Genomic DNA, 15996 nt, shown 5'->3' with positions numbered 1-15996 from the left:
CGTCATCCCGTGGTCATGCCGCCGTCCACCGTGAACTCCGTGCCGGTCACGTACGAGGACGCGTCCGAGCAGAGGAAGAGGACCAGCTCCCCGACCTCCTCCGGCAGCCCCATCCGCCCCAGTGGCACGTGCGACCAGTCCCGGCCCGCGACCGCTTCGGCCACCATCGGCGTGTCGATGGCGCCCGGGTGCACCGAGTTGACCCGGATCCGGTCCGCGGCCAGGTCCAGCGCCGCCGACCGGGTCAGCCCGCGCAGCCCGAACTTGGTGGAGCCGTAGGCCGCGTGGCCCGGGATCCCGACCAGTCCGGCCGTCGAGGAGATGTTGACGACGGACCCGCCGCCGCCCGCCCGCAGTACGGGCGCCACCGCCTGGATGCCGAGGAACGGCCCCAGCAGGTTGACCCGCAGCAGCGTCTCGAAGTCGTCGAGCCGCTGCTGTTCGACGTGGGCCGTGCGCCACAGGGCCGCGTTGTTGACCAGCGCCGAGATCGTGCCGAAGGCCGCGACCGCCGACCGGACGACCTGCGCCCAGCTGTCCGGGTCGGCCACGTCGTGCCGTACGTACAAGCCCTGGCCGCCGAGTTCCGCGGCCACCGCCCGGCCCTCGTCCTCCCGTACGTCCGTGACGACGACCCGCGCCCCCGCCTCCGCGCACAGCCGGGCCTCGGCCGCGCCCTGGCCGCGCCCGGCGCCGGTGATGACGACGACCTTCCCCTCGAGGGAGACGCCCACGGTTCCACCCCCTCTCCCGCTCACCCTTCAATTAGGAATACTTCTAACAGTCATAGCTCGCCGAAGGAAGGGCCACTGCGAAGACCGGTCGTAGACTGCGCTGCGTGGCAGACGAGACGAGCACGCTCCCCGCGACCGGCTGGGCGGTGCTCGGCCTGCTCTCCTTCGGGGAGGAGCTCTCCGGCTACGACGTGAAGAAGCGGTCGGACCGGTCCTTGCGGTTCTTCTACTGGAGCCCGTCCTTCAGCCAGATCTACAGCGAGCTCAAGCGCCTGGAGAAGGCCGGCTACGCCGTCTCGCGGACGGTCTCCCAGGAGAGCGGCACGCGCGACAAGCGGGTGTACCGGATCACCGACGCGGGCATGACGGCCGTCCGGGAATGGGTCCGCGAGGCCCCGCTCGACCCGCCCGTCCTCAAGCACGGGCCGATGCTGCGCCTGTGGCTGGGCCACCTGCTGGCGCCGGAGCAGATGCGCGAAGTCCTCGTCCAGCACCAGGAGTTCGCCGAGTCGATGCGCGACCGCGCGCTGGCCGACGCCGAACGGGCCGGGGCGTACCCGGCGCTGACCCTCAAGTGGGCCGAGCGGTACTACACCTCCGAGCGCGACCTCGCGGCCGCCATGCTGGACGACCTCGACGCGCTGAGCAGCGGGCGCGTCCGGCACCCGTAGACGGGGGCACCGTGCGCGCCTGAGCAGCGGCGTCCGTGGCCACGCGCTTTGATGGACGTATGACGACGACGAACAACTGGGCAGCGTTCGAGAAGGCGGAGCCGGAGTTCGCAGCGGCCGTCCAGGCCCGCTTCGCCCAGTATCCGCACCACGTCCTGGCCACCCTCCGCAAGGACGGCTCCCCCCGCGTCGCCGGGCTGAACGTCGACATCCGCGGCGGGGAGCTGTGGCTCGGCATGATGCCGGGCTCGATGAAGGCCCGGGACCTCCAGCGCGACCCGCGGTTCGCCCTGCACACCAATCCGGGCGAGGGCGAGACGATCCCGGACGGGGACGTACGGATCTCCGGGCGCGCGGTGGAGCTGGTGGACCCGCCCGAGCTGCACCGGTACGCGGAGGAGACGGAGACCCCGCACCCCTTCCACCTCTTCCACGCCGAGCTGACGGAGGTCGTCCACATCATCGTGGAGGGCGATGACCTGGTGCTGCGGACCTGGACCCCGGCGGGTGGCATCCACACCCTCCGCCGGGGCGACGACGACGAGCCGCCGCGGGAGGACCCGCCGGCTCCGGACGCTTCCTAGGCCAGCGGGAGGACGTCGCCCGTCCCGATGGCGGACGGGTCGATGTCGACCCAGTTGCGGTCGATGTTGATCTTGACTCCGCCGTAGGTGGCGTCGTGGTCGCCGCGGAACTGGTGGGCGCGGCGCCGGCCGGCCCACTGCGGGGTGCCGGCGGGCAGGCCCATGTCGGCGTCGCCGACGGAGGCCGCGCCGTTCCAGCGGGCGACCCACAGCACGTCCGGCATGGCCTCGGGCGCCTGGTGGTGGTGGGCGCTCAGCGTCTTGGCCCCGGAGCTCGCCGAGACGTAGGCGGCGGAGCGGTAGCCGAGCTCGTGCAGCCGGACCGTCCACGCGGTCAGGTAGGCGACGACCGGGGCGTCCCAGGTCTCGCGGTCGGTGTAGTTCTCCAGGTCGTTGTAGAGCACCGTGCCCGGGGGCAGGCCCAGCGACGCGGCCGCGGCCGACGCGCCGTCGGCGGCGGACCGGCCCTGCTCGTCGGCCTCGGAGGGGTCGGTGGACAGGCCGGTGCTGGAGCTGTTCCAGGGCTGCGGGCCCACCCAGATCGGCATGAGGTGCCAGCCCGCGTCGGCCTGCCGCCGTACCCAGTCGGCGGTGAGCTGCGGCTGGGCGCAGGCCCGGGCACGGCCGCCGATGTAGATGCCGACCGCCCGGAAGGGGGAATCGGCCCGCCAGGTGTCCATGGACTTCTGAGTGGGGGCGGTGCAGGCGTCGAAGCCCTCGCCGGTGAAAGGTTCCTGTGCGTTGCGGGGCTCCGTGCCGTCGGTGGCCAGCGCGGGCTCGGCGGGGGGCCTGGGGGCCGCCGGGGCTCCGGGGGTCACGGCGCGGGCGCGTGCCAGGACCCGGCGTACGGCGTCGGGCGCGGCCCCGTAGGAGACGGTGGCCATGACCCCGGGCCGGAGCAGGGCGTACCGCACTTCGTTGCTGTCGGACCGGGGCGGGGTCTCGGGCAGGGCGGTCCCGGAGTCCACGGCGATGGTGGGGATGTCGGCGCGCTGCGGTGCTCCGTCGAGGGGTTCGAGGTGGAGGGTGTCCGCGCGGCTGATGACGGCCCGGCCGGTGCACTGGCTCTGGTTGCCGGCGTGGCCGAGGTAGAGGGTGGGCAGGTCCAGGCGCAGGCAGGCGTCGGGGTCGAGGTCGAGGTCGACGACCCGCCAGTCGGCCGGGACGGCGAGGCGCAGACCGCCGTAGTCGATGGTTCGCGCGTCGGCGGCGGCGGTCGTCGCCGAGGGGAGGACGGGGACCAGCAGGGCGGCGCCGAGGAGGCCGCTCAGCAGCGTTCGGATGGGGGCCATGATCCGGATAGTTACCAGACGGCGGGGCCCCTCAACTTCGCCGAGGAGCCCCGCAGATGGTCCGTACGGCCCAGTGCGCGTGGCCTGGGACACGCCCTACGGCGCCGGCTGGTCCTGGAAGGCGGGCAGGTCGAAGATCCGCTGCTTGCCCGTCTCGTCCATGAGCTCGACCAGGGGCAGTACCAGCTCCCACAGGTCCCGCTTGTCGACCTCCCGGACCAGCGCGTCCAGTTCGGCGTCGCCGAGCCCGGCGGCGGCGTCCGCGACCACCTTGCGCGCGTCGGCGGGCAGCACGCCGGCCAGCGGCAGGAACTCGCCCCACAGTCCGGTCGCCACGACGGCCCGGACCACCCCGGCCAGCACCTGCGGATCCCGCAGGGGCTCCAGCCGGGCCACGGCGAGCCGGTCCTCCTCGCCGAGCAGCGCGACCAGCGGCAGCAGCGTCTCCCAGAGCCCCGCTTCGTGAGTCACCCGCACGAGTGAGGCCAGTTCGGGCCCGTCAAGGCGGGCGGTGAGCTGGGCGATGCGCAGTCGCTGTTCCCCGCCGACGGCGGCGGCGACGGCGAGGGCCTCCTCCCAGAGCCCGGCGGCCGCGGCGGCCCGTACCACCGAGGCGAGCCGCTCGTCGCCCATCAGCTCCAGGATGCGCGGGAGCCGCTCCGGCTGATCGACGTAGAACCCGGCGCGCAGCACGTCGGTGTCGCCGACCTGCTCCAGGATCCGGCCGAGCACCTGATCCCTCATGTGCCCGACGAACCGGCCCATGGTGAGGTGGTCGCGCCGCTCGGCGAGGACGACGGCGATCCGTACGACCAGCCCCTCGTCGAGCCGGTCCACGATCCCGGCGATCTTCCTGGGGTCGAGGTGGGCGCACGACTCGGCGGTGAAGGAGACCGGCAGCTTGGCGATGATGTCGGCGGCGCGTGACGCCTCCAGGCGTCCGGCGACGGCGGCGGCCAGCCTGGGACCCAGCGCCTTCTGGGAGATGGCGGCGGCGATCCCGGCGGGCACCAGCTTGGTGGCGGCGGCGATCCGGTCGAGCATCTCGGGCGCGCCGTCGTTCAGCGCGGCGCTCGCCTGCTCGCGGAACCTCCGTACGTCCGCGCTGGGCAGCCGCCGCAGGAAGCCGAGCCCGTCGGCCTCCAGGCCCACCAGCCGGGCGGCCTTCTCCGCCTCGGCCCGGCTCACCGGAACAGCACCTTGCGTACGGCCCCGCGCGCGAGGGCGGGCACGAGTTTGAGCGCCTCCTCGGCGGCCTCGTTCAGCCCGCCGTCCTGGCGCGCCCGCTCCGCGCGGAGCGCGTCGACGAGCAGCGCCAGCTCCGCGGCGTCCAGGTCCCTGAACGACTCGGGGGGCTCGGCTCCCCCCAACTGCGCACCCAACCGACCCAGTTCCTGTTCCACACTCACGGGGCGACCTCCCATGCCGGAGACGACGGCTCGCCCCGAGCGTGGTCCCGTATTGACTATTAGTCAATACTCGCGGGTAGCAGAACCTTCTCCCGCGCGGCCGCACAACTGGGCCATAACCCTGCGCGACGGGTCCGGGGTGCCCCAGGATGTGCGTGTCGGGTGGAGGGGGGACCGCAGGCGGTCCCGGAGCCATGGGGGGCGTGGCGAACGTGGCAGGACAGCTCATTGGCATGACGCTGGAGGACGGCGGCGAAGAGACCGCTGTCGTGTTCGAGGTCGACGGGGACTTAGCCGGATCCGACCTGGAGATGGCGGCGGCCGGGGACGGACTGATGGGACGGGCCGGCGTCTCGGTGCAGGACGCCCTGGACCGGGTGAAGCCCACGCTGGCGAAGGTCGCCCGGACCGTACGTGAACTGGGCCCGGACGAGGCCGAGATCGAGTTCGGGCTGAAGATGGGCGGCGAGACCGGCGTCATCGTCGCCAAGGGCACGGCAGAGGTGAACTTCGCCGTCCGTCTCGTCTGGCACCGCGCCTGAGCCGGATGGGGGCGCGGCGCGACGGGTTCGTCGTCAAGATCCGGCAGGGCACCTCCGACGTTCCCGTCGGGGTGGGCTTCGTCGTGGGCGACAAGCACATCGTGACCTGCGCGCACGTCGTCAACGTGGCCCTGGGACGGCAGAAGGGGACCTCCGACCGGCCCGGTGACGAGGCGCGCATCCAGGTCGAGTTCGTACTGCTCGGCGATGCCGAGGGAGCTCCGCTGCGCAACTGCCGGGTCACGGCCTGGGATCCGCCTCCGGGGCCCGGGCGGCCGGGCCGCGACATCGCCGGACTCGTACTGGTGGGCGGAGACACCCTGCCGGTGGGGGCCGGACCGGCCCGGCTCGTCGACCCCAGGAACGGACTCGCGGAGAGCACCGAGGTGTCCGTCTTCGGCTACCCGGGGACTCCCCCGCGCAAGGCCAACGGCGCCTGGAGCAGCTGTGTCCTGCGGGGCGCCGTCGGCGGCGGCCTGGTCCAGCTCGACACGTCCAGTGAGTCCGCGCTGCGCACCCAGCCCGGCTACAGCGGTGCGGCCGCGATCATGTCGGACCGCTGGGGGGACGCGGTGATCGGCATGCTGGCCGTCGCGAGCCGGGGCGGCGAGCACGAGGACGCGTACGCCGTGCCCCTGTCGGAAATGGCATCGGCCTGGCCGGAGGTACTGGAACGCAGCGTGCTGCCCCCGTGCCCCTACCGGGGCCTGCAGGCGTTCACCGCGGCCGATGCCCGGGCCGGTGTGTTCGTGGGCCGGGAAAGGGAGATCGAACGGCTCCGGGCGATGCTCGTGCACCAGCCCTGTGTCGTGGTGGCCGGGCCTTCCGGGGTCGGCAAGTCCTCGCTGGTCGGGGCCGGTCTGGAACCGGCCCTGGCCGCCGACGGATGGACCGTCGCGAGCTTCCGGCCGGGATCCGCCCCGTACGACTCGGTGGCCCGCGCGCTGCTGGACCTGGAGGATCCCGGCGCCCAGCACACGCTGGAGCGGCTGGAGAGCCGGGCGCGCTCCCTGCGGGAAGAGGGGTTCTGGCCGGTCGCCACCCGGATCGCCCTGCTCACCGGCCGCCGGCTCGCCCTCATCGGCGACCAGTTCGAGGAAGTTCTCAGTAACGGCGCACACGGACGGCGGCAGGAGTTCCTGGAGCGGATGTTCCCCGAGCCGGACACCATGGACGACGCGCCGGTCCGGCTCGTCTGCACCCTGCGGTCCGACTTCCTGCCCGATCTGCTGGACCTGCCCACCGTCGGTCCGCGCATCCAGGACCGCCAGCTCAACGTCTCCCCGCTGGACGAGGCGGCGCTGACCCGGGTGATCGTCGAACCGGCCGCCGCGGCCGGAGTCGTCTACAGCCAGGGCGTCGCCGAGGCCATCGCCGCCGAGGCGGCCAAGGCCCCGGGCAGCCTCCCGCTGCTCGAGTTCGCGCTCACCGAGCTCTGGCCCATGCAGCAGGAACGGAAGATCACCTTCGACGGGTACCACGCCCTGGGCGGAGTCTCGGGGGCACTCAACCGGCACGCCGAGAAGGCCTTCCAGTTCCTGGCCCGGCAGCTGGACGAGGCCCGGATCCGGCGGGTGCTGCTGTCCATGGTGCGGGCCCGCGGCGGGGCGAGCAGCGCGGTCCGGGTGACGGCCCTGAAGGCCCATCTGGACCGGGACTGGCACGTCGCCCAGCTCCTGGCGGAGCCCGACCGGCGGCTGGTGGTACTCGGGACGACCGGGCCGGGGACGGCGGAGATCGCCCACGAGGCGCTGATCAGGGAATGGATCAGACTCGCCGACTGGGTCGACGCCGACGCCGACTTCCAGCAGTGGCTCGCCGTCATGGAGGAGCGGGCCGCGGACGGAGACCTGCTCTCCGCGACGCGGGTGTCGGAGGCGGAGGACTGGCTGCGCGAGCGCAGCACCGACGTACCCACCGTGGTGAGCGAGTTCATCGAGCGCAGCACGGCCGCCGTCATCGTCCAGCGGCACCAAGAGGTCATGCTGACCAAGTCGCAGGAGATGACAGAGCAGTGGCGCGAGCGGTCCACGATGCTGGAGAACCGGCAGGGGGCGCTCCAGGCCGCGAACCGGCAACTGGAGGAGAAGGCGGCGCGGCTGGCCCGCAAGAACAGCGAGATCGAGGTCCAGTCCGTCCGGATCGAAGAAGCCCGGCAGACCTTGCAGGAGCAGTACGAACTGCTGGCCCTGGAGATCCGGCACAAGAGCGAGTTCCTGGCCAACATGTCGCACGAGCTGCGCACTCCGCTGAGTTCCCTGCAGCTCCTGGCCCAGGAGCTCGCCGACAACGCCGCCGGGACGCTCACCGCGAAGCAGGTCGAATACGCCCGGGCCATCCAGGGGGCGGGCCATGACCTGCTCTCCCTGCTGGACGACATCCTCGACCTCTCCGACGCGGAGACGGGCCGGATGCAGATCGTCCCGGTCCGGGTGCCGCTGCTCCAGGTCGCCGACCACCTCGACGCGGCGTTCTCGCCGCTGGCGGAGGAGAAGGGACTGGGTCTGCACGTGCGGGTGGCGCCCGAGCTGCCGGAGACCCTGCTCGCGGACGAACAGCGGCTGCTCCAGATCCTGCGGAGCCTGCTCGCCAACGCCGTGAAGTTCACCGACCGCGGCGAGGTACGGCTCGACATCCAGCCGGCCGGACCGGACGTGCCGCCGTCCGTCCACAGCCGGCTCGCCGACATGAAGGCGGCGAAGCTCATCGCCTTCTCGGTCGCCGACACGGGCACCGGAATCTCCGACGGAAGACTGAAGGTCATCTTCGAGGCGTTCACGCACGCAGGTGACCCGGCCGAAACGCGGCACGTCGGACCGGGCCTCGGGCTGTCCATCAGCCGGGAGATCGCCCGGCTGATGGACGGTGAGATCCATGTGGCGAGCGAACGCGGGCTCGGGTCCGTGTTCACCCTCTATCTGCCGCTCATCTCCGGCGGGCCGATGGCCCACCTGGAGCTACAGGACCTGCCCGCCCCGGAGGGACTCGCCGAAGGCCCGGTGTCCGCCCAGGCATACGGGTTCTCCGGGCAGAAGGTGCTGATCGTGGACGACGACGTCCGTGCGGCGTTCGGACTGACCACCGACTTCGAGCGCCACGGCCTGGAAGTGCTGTGGGCGGAACGGGTTCCGCAGGCCATCGCCACCGTCACCGCCGACCCGGAGGTGGCCGTCGTACTGCTGCGCCTGCCCACTCAGGGGATGAGCGCCGGCTCCGCGGCGGCCTCGGTCATCGCCCAACTCGCCGGCCCGCCCCAGCGCCCGGTCATCGCCCTCGCCCGCAAGGCAACCACCCTGGGCCGCGAAAAAGCCCTGGCCGCAGGCGCATCGGACTACGCCGCCACATCCCTGGACGGCGAACAACTCCTCCCCCTCATCCACCACTGGCTCCACCGAGACCACGAGGCCCGGTGAACCGGCCCGGGAGGGCGTCAGCAGCTGCGGTACGAAATCAGGCTCGGCGCTTCACAGCCTGGATGAACGGCGCCCACGCGGTGACCGGGAAAACCAACACCGGGCCGATGCCCGCCAGCTTGCTGTCGCGGACGGGGACCACGCCGGGGAGGCCGTCGGACACCTCTACGCAGTCGCCGCCGTCCCCATTGCTGTACGAGGACTTCCGCCAGGACAAGCCGTTCACGTCTGCGCGCATGTCGCGTACTCCTCCGCCACCGACTCGATCAAGGTCAGGGACACCTCCGGCGACAGCGCAGCGGCCCTGGCAAGATCGTATGACCTCCAGTAGCGCTGAACCAGAGCCGGATAATCGAGCAGCTGCCCCGCGTAAGGGCCCTCGGTGTACGCCACGTCGGGCGCATCGGCGAACTGCATGATGCGCACCATCGAACCCACTGCCCCATGGGCCCCGGCTGCGAACGGCACGACCTGCACGGTGATCCGGTGGGCACGGACGTACGAAGCGATGTGACGCAACTGAGCCGCCATCACAGCAGGACCTCCGACCACCGTCCGCAGCACCGACTCGTGCAGGACCACCCACATCTCGGGGGTCTCCGGATCGACGAGGAGCCGTGCGCGTTCGATGCGTGCCGCGACCAGGGCTTCAACGCGCTCGGCAAGCGCGGTCGGGCTGGCGGCGCGGATCACGGCCCGGGCGTAGTCCTCCGTCTGGAGCAGTCCGGGAACCAGCGTGCAGGCGTACTCGAAGGTGGCCGTCGCCAGGCCTTCCAACTCGGCCGCGGCGGCGAAGTACTCGCTGTGCTTGGACTTGAACGCCTTGGCCAGGCGGAAGAAGTAGTCCCCCGTGTTCAGCTCCCTGTCGATGAGTTTCGCGATCTCAGGGCGCAGTCGACGCCGCCCGTTCTCCATCATCCCGACGTACGCCCCTGTGGCGAAGATCCGCTCACCCAGCCCCTCCTGGGTCAACCCCGCCGCCTCGCGCTTCCCCCGCAGTTCCTCGCGGGCGAACTCATCCGGCGTCTCCGCGCCACTCTCGTCACTCGGCTTGGCCATGAGCCAACTCCCCGCTTCCGCAGTGCCCTCGCTCCGCGAAAGAGCGTAGTCCCCGTCGCGCCGACGGTTCAGCGGAACGCATTGATATGACTACAGAACGCCACAGCGCCCGCCATCCCTGGTCGGGGACTATGGCGGGCGCTGCGTCAGGTTTCCGTACGCCGTTGTACGGACCGTATGAGGGGTCCTCCCTGAAGGGAGGGGTACTGCGGGGCTACACGGTCAGCGAGCGGTCCGTCGGCTTGACCGGGTACGGGAGAGCGCTGGTGCCCGTCAGGAAGCGGTCCACGCCGCGGGCGGCCGAGCGGCCTTCCGCGATGGCCCAGACGATGAGCGACTGGCCGCGGCCCGCGTCGCCGGCGACGAAGACGCCGTCCACGTTGGTCGCGTACGAGGCGTCGCGCTCGACGTTGCCGCGCGCGTCCAGCTCCAGGCCGAACTGGTCCACCAGGCCGTTGGCCTGGTCGGTGCCGGTGAAGCCCATCGCCAGGGTGACCAGCTGCGCCGGGAGGACGCGCTCGGTGCCGGGCTTCTGGACGAGCTTGCCGTCCTCGAAGGCCACCTCGACCAGGTGCAGCGCCTTGACGTTGCCGTCCTCGTCGCCCTCGAAGTGGGTGGTGGAGACGGAGTAGACCCGCTCGCCGCCCTCCTCGTGCGCCGAGGTGACCTTGTACAGCATGGGGAACGTCGGCCAGGGCTGGTTGGCGTTACGGTCCTCGCCCGGCTTCGGCATGATCTCCAGCTGCGTGACCGAGGCCGCGCCCTGGCGGTGGGCGGTGCCCACGCAGTCCGCGCCGGTGTCGCCGCCGCCGATGACGACCACGTGCTTGCCCTCGGCCGTGATGGGGGGCGCCATGAAGTCGCCCTCCTGGACCTTGTTCGCGAGCGGCAGGTACTCCATCGCGAAGTGGATGCCGCCCAGCTCGCGGCCCGGGACCGGGAGGTCGCGGGAGACCGTGGCGCCCGCCGCGATGACCACCGCGTCGAACCGCTTGCGCAGGTCGGTGGCCGTGATGTCACGGCCGACCTCGATGCCGGTGCGGAACTTGGTGCCCTCCGCGCGCATCTGCTCGATGCGGCGGTTGATGTGCACCTTCTCCATCTTGAACTCGGGGATGCCGTAGCGCAGCAGGCCGCCGACGCGGTCGGCGCGCTCGTACACCACGACGGTGTGCCCGGCCCGGGTCAGCTGCTGGGCCGCGGCGAGACCCGCCGGGCCGGAGCCGATGACGGCGGCCGTCTTGCCGGACAGCCGCTCCGGGGGCTGCGGGGTGACGTTCCCGTTGTCCCAGGCCTTGTCGATGATCGAGACTTCGACGTTCTTGATCGTGACGGCCGGCTGGTTGATGCCGAGGACACACGCCGACTCACAGGGAGCCGGGCAGAGGCGCCCGGTGAACTCCGGGAAGTTGTTCGTCGCGTGCAGACGCTCGGACGCCGCCGACCAGTCCTCGCGGTAGGCGAAGTCGTTCCACTCCGGGATCAGGTTCCCGAGCGGGCAGCCGTTGTGGCAGAACGGGATGCCGCAGTCCATGCAGCGGCCGGCCTGCTTGCTGATGATCGGGAGCAGCGAGCCCGGGACGTAGACCTCGTTCCAGTCCTTCAGCCGGTCGGCCACGGGACGGGAACAGGCGGTCTCGCGCGCGGTGGTGAGGAAGCCCTTCGGGTCAGCCATTGGTCGCCGCCTCCATCATCTTCTCCGTGGTCTCGGATTCCGAGAGTCCGGCGAGCTCAGCGGCGTCCTTGGCGGCGAGCACTGCCTTGTACGTGGTCGGGATGATCTTGCTGAAGCGGTCCGCCGCGACGGACCAGTCAGCGAGGAGCTTCGCGGCCACGGTCGAGCCGGTCTCCTCCTCGTGGCGGCGCACCACATCGTGCAGCCACTGCTTGTCCGTGTCGGACAGGGCGGTCTCGACGGCGCCCACGTTGCCGACGTTGACGTTGTCCGGGTCGAGGTCGATGACGTACGCGACGCCGCCCGACATGCCGGCCGCGAAGTTGCGGCCGGTCTCGCCCAGGACGACCGCCGTGCCGCCGGTCATGTACTCGCAGCCGTGGTCGCCCACGCCCTCCGAGACGACCAGCGCGCCGGAGTTGCGGACGCAGAAGCGCTCGCCGGTGCGGCCGCGCAGGAACATCTCGCCGCCGGTGGCTCCGTAGCCGATGGTGTTGCCGGCGATGGTGGAGTACTCGGCGAGGTGGTCCGCGCCGCGGTCGGGACGGACGATCACACGGCCGCCCGACAGACCCTTGCCGACGTAGTCGTTGGCGTCGCCCTCCAGGCGGAGGGTGATGCCCTTCGGCACGAAGGCGCCGAAGGACTGGCCGGCGCTGCCGGTGAAGGTCAGGTCGATGGTGTCGTCGGGCAGGCCCGCGCCGCCGAACTTCTTGGTGACGTGGTGGCCGAGCATGGTGCCGACGGTCCGGTTGATGTTGCGGATCGAGACCTGGGCGCGGACCGGCTGGGCCGCCTCGGCGGACTCGGCGTTCAGCGCGTCGGCCGCGAGCTCGATGAGCTCGTTGTCGAGGGCCTTCTCCAGACCGTGGTCCTGCTCGATCAGGGCGTGGCGGACCGCGCCCTCGGGCAGCTCCGGCACGTAGAAGAGCGGCTCCAGGTCGAGACCCTGCGCCTTCCAGTGCGTGACGGCCTGCGTCGTGTCGAGGAGCTCGGCGTGGCCGACGGCCTCCTCGATCGTACGGAAGCCCAGCTCGGCGAGGAGCTCGCGCACCTCCTCCGCGATGAACTCGAAGAAGTTGACGACGAACTCGGGCTTGCCGGAGAAGCGGTCGCGCAGGACCGGGTTCTGCGTGGCGATGCCGACCGGGCAGGTGTCCAGGTGGCAGACGCGCATCATGACGCAGCCGGAGACGACGAGCGGCGCGGTCGCGAAACCGAACTCCTCGGCGCCGAGCAGCGCGGCGATGACCACGTCTCGGCCGGTCTTGAGCTGGCCGTCCGTCTGGACGACGATGCGGTCGCGCAGCCCGTTGAGCAGCAGGGTCTGCTGGGTCTCGGCGAGGCCGAGCTCCCAGGGACCGCCCGCGTGCTTCAGGGACGTCAGCGGGGAGGCGCCCGTTCCGCCGTCGTGGCCGGAGATCAGGACGACGTCCGCGTGCGCCTTGGAGACACCGGCGGCGACCGTGCCCACGCCGACCTCGGAGACCAGCTTCACGTGGATGCGGGCGACCGGGTTGGCGTTCTTGAGGTCGTGGATCAGCTGAGCCAGGTCCTCGATGGAGTAGATGTCGTGGTGCGGCGGCGGGGAGATCAGGCCGACGCCCGGGGTGGAGTGCCGGGTCTTGGCGACCCACGGGTAGACCTTGTGGCCGGGCAGCTGGCCGCCCTCGCCGGGCTTGGCACCCTGCGCCATCTTGATCTGGATGTCGTCCGCGTTGACCAGGTACTCGCTCGTGACACCGAAGCGGCCGGAGGCGACCTGCTTGATGGAGGAGCGGCGCGCCGGGTCGTACAGGCGGTCCGGGTCCTCGCCGCCCTCACCGGTGTTGGACTTGGCGCCCAGCTGGTTCATGGCGATGGCGAGGGTCTCGTGCGCCTCCTTGGAGATGGAGCCGTACGACATGGCGCCGGTGGAGAAGCGCTTGACGATGTCGGCGACCGACTCGACCTCGTCGATGGAGATCGACGGCCGCTCGGTCTTGAAGCCGAAGAGGCCGCGGAGCGTCATCAGGCGCTCGGACTGCTCGTTCACCCGGGCGGTGTACTGCTTGAAGATGTCGTAGCGGCGGCCCCGCGTCGCGTGCTGGAGGCGGAAGACCGTCTCCGGGTCGAACAGGTGCGGCTCGCCCTCGCGGCGCCACTGGTACTCGCCGCCGATCTCCAGCGCGCGGTGCGTGGCCGCGATGCCGGAGGCCGGGTACGCCTTGGCGTGGCGCGCGGCCACCTCCTTGGCGACGACGTCCAGGCCGGCGCCGCCGATCTTGGTGGCGGTGCCGTTGAAGTAGGTCTCGACGAACTCGTCGTTCAGGCCGACGGCCTCGAAGACCTGGGCGCCGCGGTAGGAGGCGACGGTGGAGATGCCCATCTTGGACATGACCTTCAGGACGCCCTTGCCGAGCGCGTAGATCAGGTTCTTGATGGCCTGCTCCGGCTCCAGGCCGGACAGGAAGGTACCGGCGCGCAGCAGGTCCTCGACGGACTCCATGGCGAGGTACGGGTTGACCGCGGCGGCGCCGTAGCCGATGAGCAGTGCGACGTGGTGGACCTCGCGGACGTCACCGGCCTCGACCAGCAGACCCACCTGGGTGCGCTGCTTGGTGGCGATGAGGTGGTGGTGCACGGCGGAGGTGAGCAGCAGCGACGGGATCGGCGCATGCTCGGCGTCCGAGTGGCGGTCCGAGAGGACGATCAGGCGGGCGCCGGCCTCGATGGCGGCGTCGGCCTCGGTACGGATCTCGGCGATCCGCGCGGCCAGCGCCTCGGCGCCGCCCGAGACCCGGTAGAGGCCCGAGAGGGTGGCGGCCTTCATGCCCGGCATGTCGCCGTCGGCGTTGACGTGGATGAGCTTGGCCAGCTCGTCGTTGTCGATCACCGGGAAGGGCAGGGTGACGCTGCGGCAGGACGCGGCGGTCGGCTCCAGCAGGTTGCCCTGCGGGCCCACCGAGGACAGCAGCGAGGTGACGAGCTCCTCGCGGATGGCGTCCAGCGGCGGGTTGGTGACCTGCGCGAAGAGCTGGGTGAAGTAGTCGAAGAGCAGCCGGGGGCGCTCGGACAGGGCCGCGATCGGGGAGTCCGTGCCCATGGAGCCGAGCGGCTCGCCGGCGGTACGGGCCATCGGCGCGAGGATGACGCGCAGCTCTTCCTCGGTGTAGCCGAAGGTCTGCTGGCGGCGGGTGACCGAGGCGTGGGTGTGCACGATGTGCTCACGCTCGGGCAGGTCCGACAGCTCGATCTCGCCGGTCTCCAGCCATTCGGCGTACGGAGCGGCGGCGGCGAGCTCGGACTTGATCTCGTCGTCCTCGATGATCCGCTTCTGGGCGGTGTCGACGAGGAACATCTTGCCGGGCTGGAGGCGGCCCTTGCGGACGACCTTGGCCGGGTCGATGTCGAGCACGCCGACCTCGGAGCCGAGGACGACGAGGCCGTCGTCGGTGACCCAGTAGCGGCCGGGGCGCAGACCGTTGCGGTCGAGGACCGCGCCGACCTGGGTGCCGTCGGTGAAGGTGACGCAGGCCGGGCCGTCCCAGGGCTCCATCATCGTGGAGTGGTACTGGTAGAACGCGCGGCGGTCCGGGTCCATGGAGGTGTGGTTCTCCCACGCCTCCGGGATCATCATCAGCACGCTGTGCGGCAGCGACCGGCCGCCGAGGTGGAGCAGCTCCAGGACCTCGTCGAAGGAGGCCGAGTCGGAGGCGTCCGGGGTGCAGATCGGGAAGATCCGGTCCAGCACGCCGTCGCCGAAGGCGTCCGACGCCAGCTGGGACTCGCGGGCCTTCATCCAGTTGCGGTTGCCCTTGACCGTGTTGATCTCGCCGTTGTGCGCGACGAAGCGGTACGGGTGGGCGAGCGGCCAGGACGGGAAGGTGTTCGTCGAGAACCGGGAGTGGACCAGGGCGAGCGTCGAGGCGAAGCGACGGTCGGAGAGGTCCGGGAAGAAGGGCTCCAGCTGGCCGGTGGTCAGCATGCCCTTGTAGACGATGGTGCGGGCGGAGAGCGACGGGAAGTAGACCCCGGCCTCGCGCTCGGCGCGCTTGCGCAGCACGAAGGCCTTGCGGTCCAGCTCGATGCCGGTGGTTCCGTTGCTCACGAAGAGCTGGGAGAAGGCCGGCATGGTGGCGCGGGCGCCGTTGCCGAGCAGGTCCGGCGTAACCGGAACCTCGCGCCAGCCGAGGACCGTGAGGTTCTCCTCGGCGGCGATGGCCTCGATCTGCTCCACGGCGACGGCCTGTGCGGTGCCGTCGGCGGGGAGGAAGGCGATGCCGACGGCGTACGCGCCGGCCTCGGGAAGGGCGAATCCCGCGACCTCGCGCAGGAACGCGTCCGGCACCTGGCAGAGGATTCCGGCGCCGTCGCCCGAGTCCGGCTCGGAGCCGGTGGCGCCGCGGTGCTCGAGGTTCCGCAATACGGTCAGCGCCTGCTCAACGAGGGTGTGGGTCGCCTCGCCGGTGAGGTTCGCCACGAAACCGACGCCACAGGCGTCCTTCTCGTTGCGCGGGTCGTACATGCCCTGCTGGGCGGGGCGACCGTCCATGGGCGACCAGGCGGTGTTGCTGAGCCCGGTCGCGGAGTGCGTGGATGCGGAACGCATCGGCTCTCCCGTCGTCGTCGTGGCAT

12 protein-coding genes are annotated in these 15996 nt (G+C 71.3%); 4 read left to right on the top strand and 8 right to left on the bottom strand.

Annotated elements, in window-relative coordinates:
- Positions 1 to 2 precede the first annotated feature (2 nt).
- On the bottom strand, positions 3 to 734 hold the full coding sequence (locus tag JIW86_RS29000) for an SDR family NAD(P)-dependent oxidoreductase (protein WP_257556762.1): 732 nt from the start codon (positions 732 to 734) through the stop codon (positions 3 to 5).
- Positions 735 to 838: 104 nt separating this feature from the next.
- Between JIW86_RS29000 and JIW86_RS28995 the strand changes: the two genes are divergently transcribed.
- A complete protein-coding gene (locus JIW86_RS28995; protein WP_257556761.1) occupies positions 839 to 1405 on the top strand; it encodes a PadR family transcriptional regulator in 567 nt (188 codons plus the stop codon).
- Between the two features lie 59 nt (positions 1406 to 1464).
- On the top strand, positions 1465 to 1989 hold the full coding sequence (locus JIW86_RS28990) for a pyridoxamine 5'-phosphate oxidase family protein (RefSeq protein WP_257556760.1): 525 nt from the start codon (positions 1465 to 1467) through the stop codon (positions 1987 to 1989).
- On the opposite strand, the gene JIW86_RS28985 is transcribed toward JIW86_RS28990, so the two are convergent.
- The 3 genes from JIW86_RS28985 to JIW86_RS28975 form a co-directional block, all read right to left on the bottom strand.
- On the bottom strand, positions 1986 to 3281 hold the full coding sequence (locus JIW86_RS28985) for a DUF1906 domain-containing protein (protein WP_257556759.1): 1296 nt from the start codon (positions 3279 to 3281) through the stop codon (positions 1986 to 1988). The genes JIW86_RS28990 and JIW86_RS28985 overlap by 4 nt on opposite strands.
- Positions 3282 to 3377: 96 nt before the next feature.
- Positions 3378 to 4469: a hypothetical protein gene (locus tag JIW86_RS28980; RefSeq protein WP_257556758.1), complete on the bottom strand. Its 1092-nt coding sequence runs from the start codon at positions 4467 to 4469 to the stop codon at positions 3378 to 3380.
- Positions 4466 to 4690, bottom strand: coding sequence for a hypothetical protein (locus tag JIW86_RS28975; RefSeq protein WP_215146515.1), 225 nt, complete (start codon positions 4688 to 4690; stop codon positions 4466 to 4468). The genes JIW86_RS28980 and JIW86_RS28975 overlap by 4 nt, the downstream gene beginning before the upstream one ends.
- A gap of 233 nt (positions 4691 to 4923) precedes the next feature.
- On the opposite strand from JIW86_RS28975, the gene JIW86_RS28970 reads away from it, so the two are divergent.
- On the top strand, positions 4924 to 5232 hold the full coding sequence (locus JIW86_RS28970) for a CU044_2847 family protein (protein ID WP_251064988.1): 309 nt from the start codon (positions 4924 to 4926) through the stop codon (positions 5230 to 5232).
- Positions 5233 to 5237: 5 nt separating this feature from the next.
- On the top strand, positions 5238 to 8645 hold the full coding sequence (locus tag JIW86_RS28965) for an ATP-binding protein (protein WP_257556757.1): 3408 nt from the start codon (positions 5238 to 5240) through the stop codon (positions 8643 to 8645).
- Between the two features lie 37 nt (positions 8646 to 8682).
- On the opposite strand, the gene JIW86_RS28960 is transcribed toward JIW86_RS28965, so the two are convergent.
- The 4 genes from JIW86_RS28960 to gltB all read right to left on the bottom strand — a co-directional run bounded on the left by JIW86_RS28960 (position 8683) and on the right by gltB (position 15913).
- Positions 8683 to 8883, bottom strand: a complete 201-nt coding sequence (locus tag JIW86_RS28960) for a DUF397 domain-containing protein (RefSeq protein ID WP_257556756.1) — start codon at positions 8881 to 8883, stop codon at positions 8683 to 8685.
- Positions 8868 to 9704 carry a helix-turn-helix domain-containing protein gene (locus tag JIW86_RS28955; RefSeq protein WP_257556755.1) on the bottom strand — a complete coding sequence of 279 codons (837 nt, stop codon included), beginning with the start codon at positions 9702 to 9704 and terminating at the stop codon, positions 8868 to 8870. The genes JIW86_RS28960 and JIW86_RS28955 overlap by 16 nt, the downstream gene beginning before the upstream one ends.
- A gap of 214 nt (positions 9705 to 9918) precedes the next feature.
- Complete coding sequence (locus tag JIW86_RS28950; protein WP_257556754.1) at positions 9919 to 11379, bottom strand: glutamate synthase subunit beta; 1461 nt, start codon at positions 11377 to 11379, stop codon at positions 9919 to 9921.
- A complete protein-coding gene (gltB, locus tag JIW86_RS28945; protein WP_257559477.1) occupies positions 11372 to 15913 on the bottom strand; it encodes a glutamate synthase large subunit in 4542 nt (1513 codons plus the stop codon). The genes JIW86_RS28950 and gltB overlap by 8 nt, the downstream gene beginning before the upstream one ends.
- Positions 15914 to 15996: the final 83 nt, after the last annotated feature.

This window comes from Streptomyces sp. NBC_00162, assembly GCF_024611995.1.
In the GTDB taxonomy this organism is placed as follows: Bacteria; Actinomycetota; Actinomycetes; order Streptomycetales; family Streptomycetaceae; genus Streptomyces.
The sequence above is the reverse complement of the archived record's forward strand: the minus strand, read 5'-3'. Positions and strand labels throughout refer to the sequence as shown.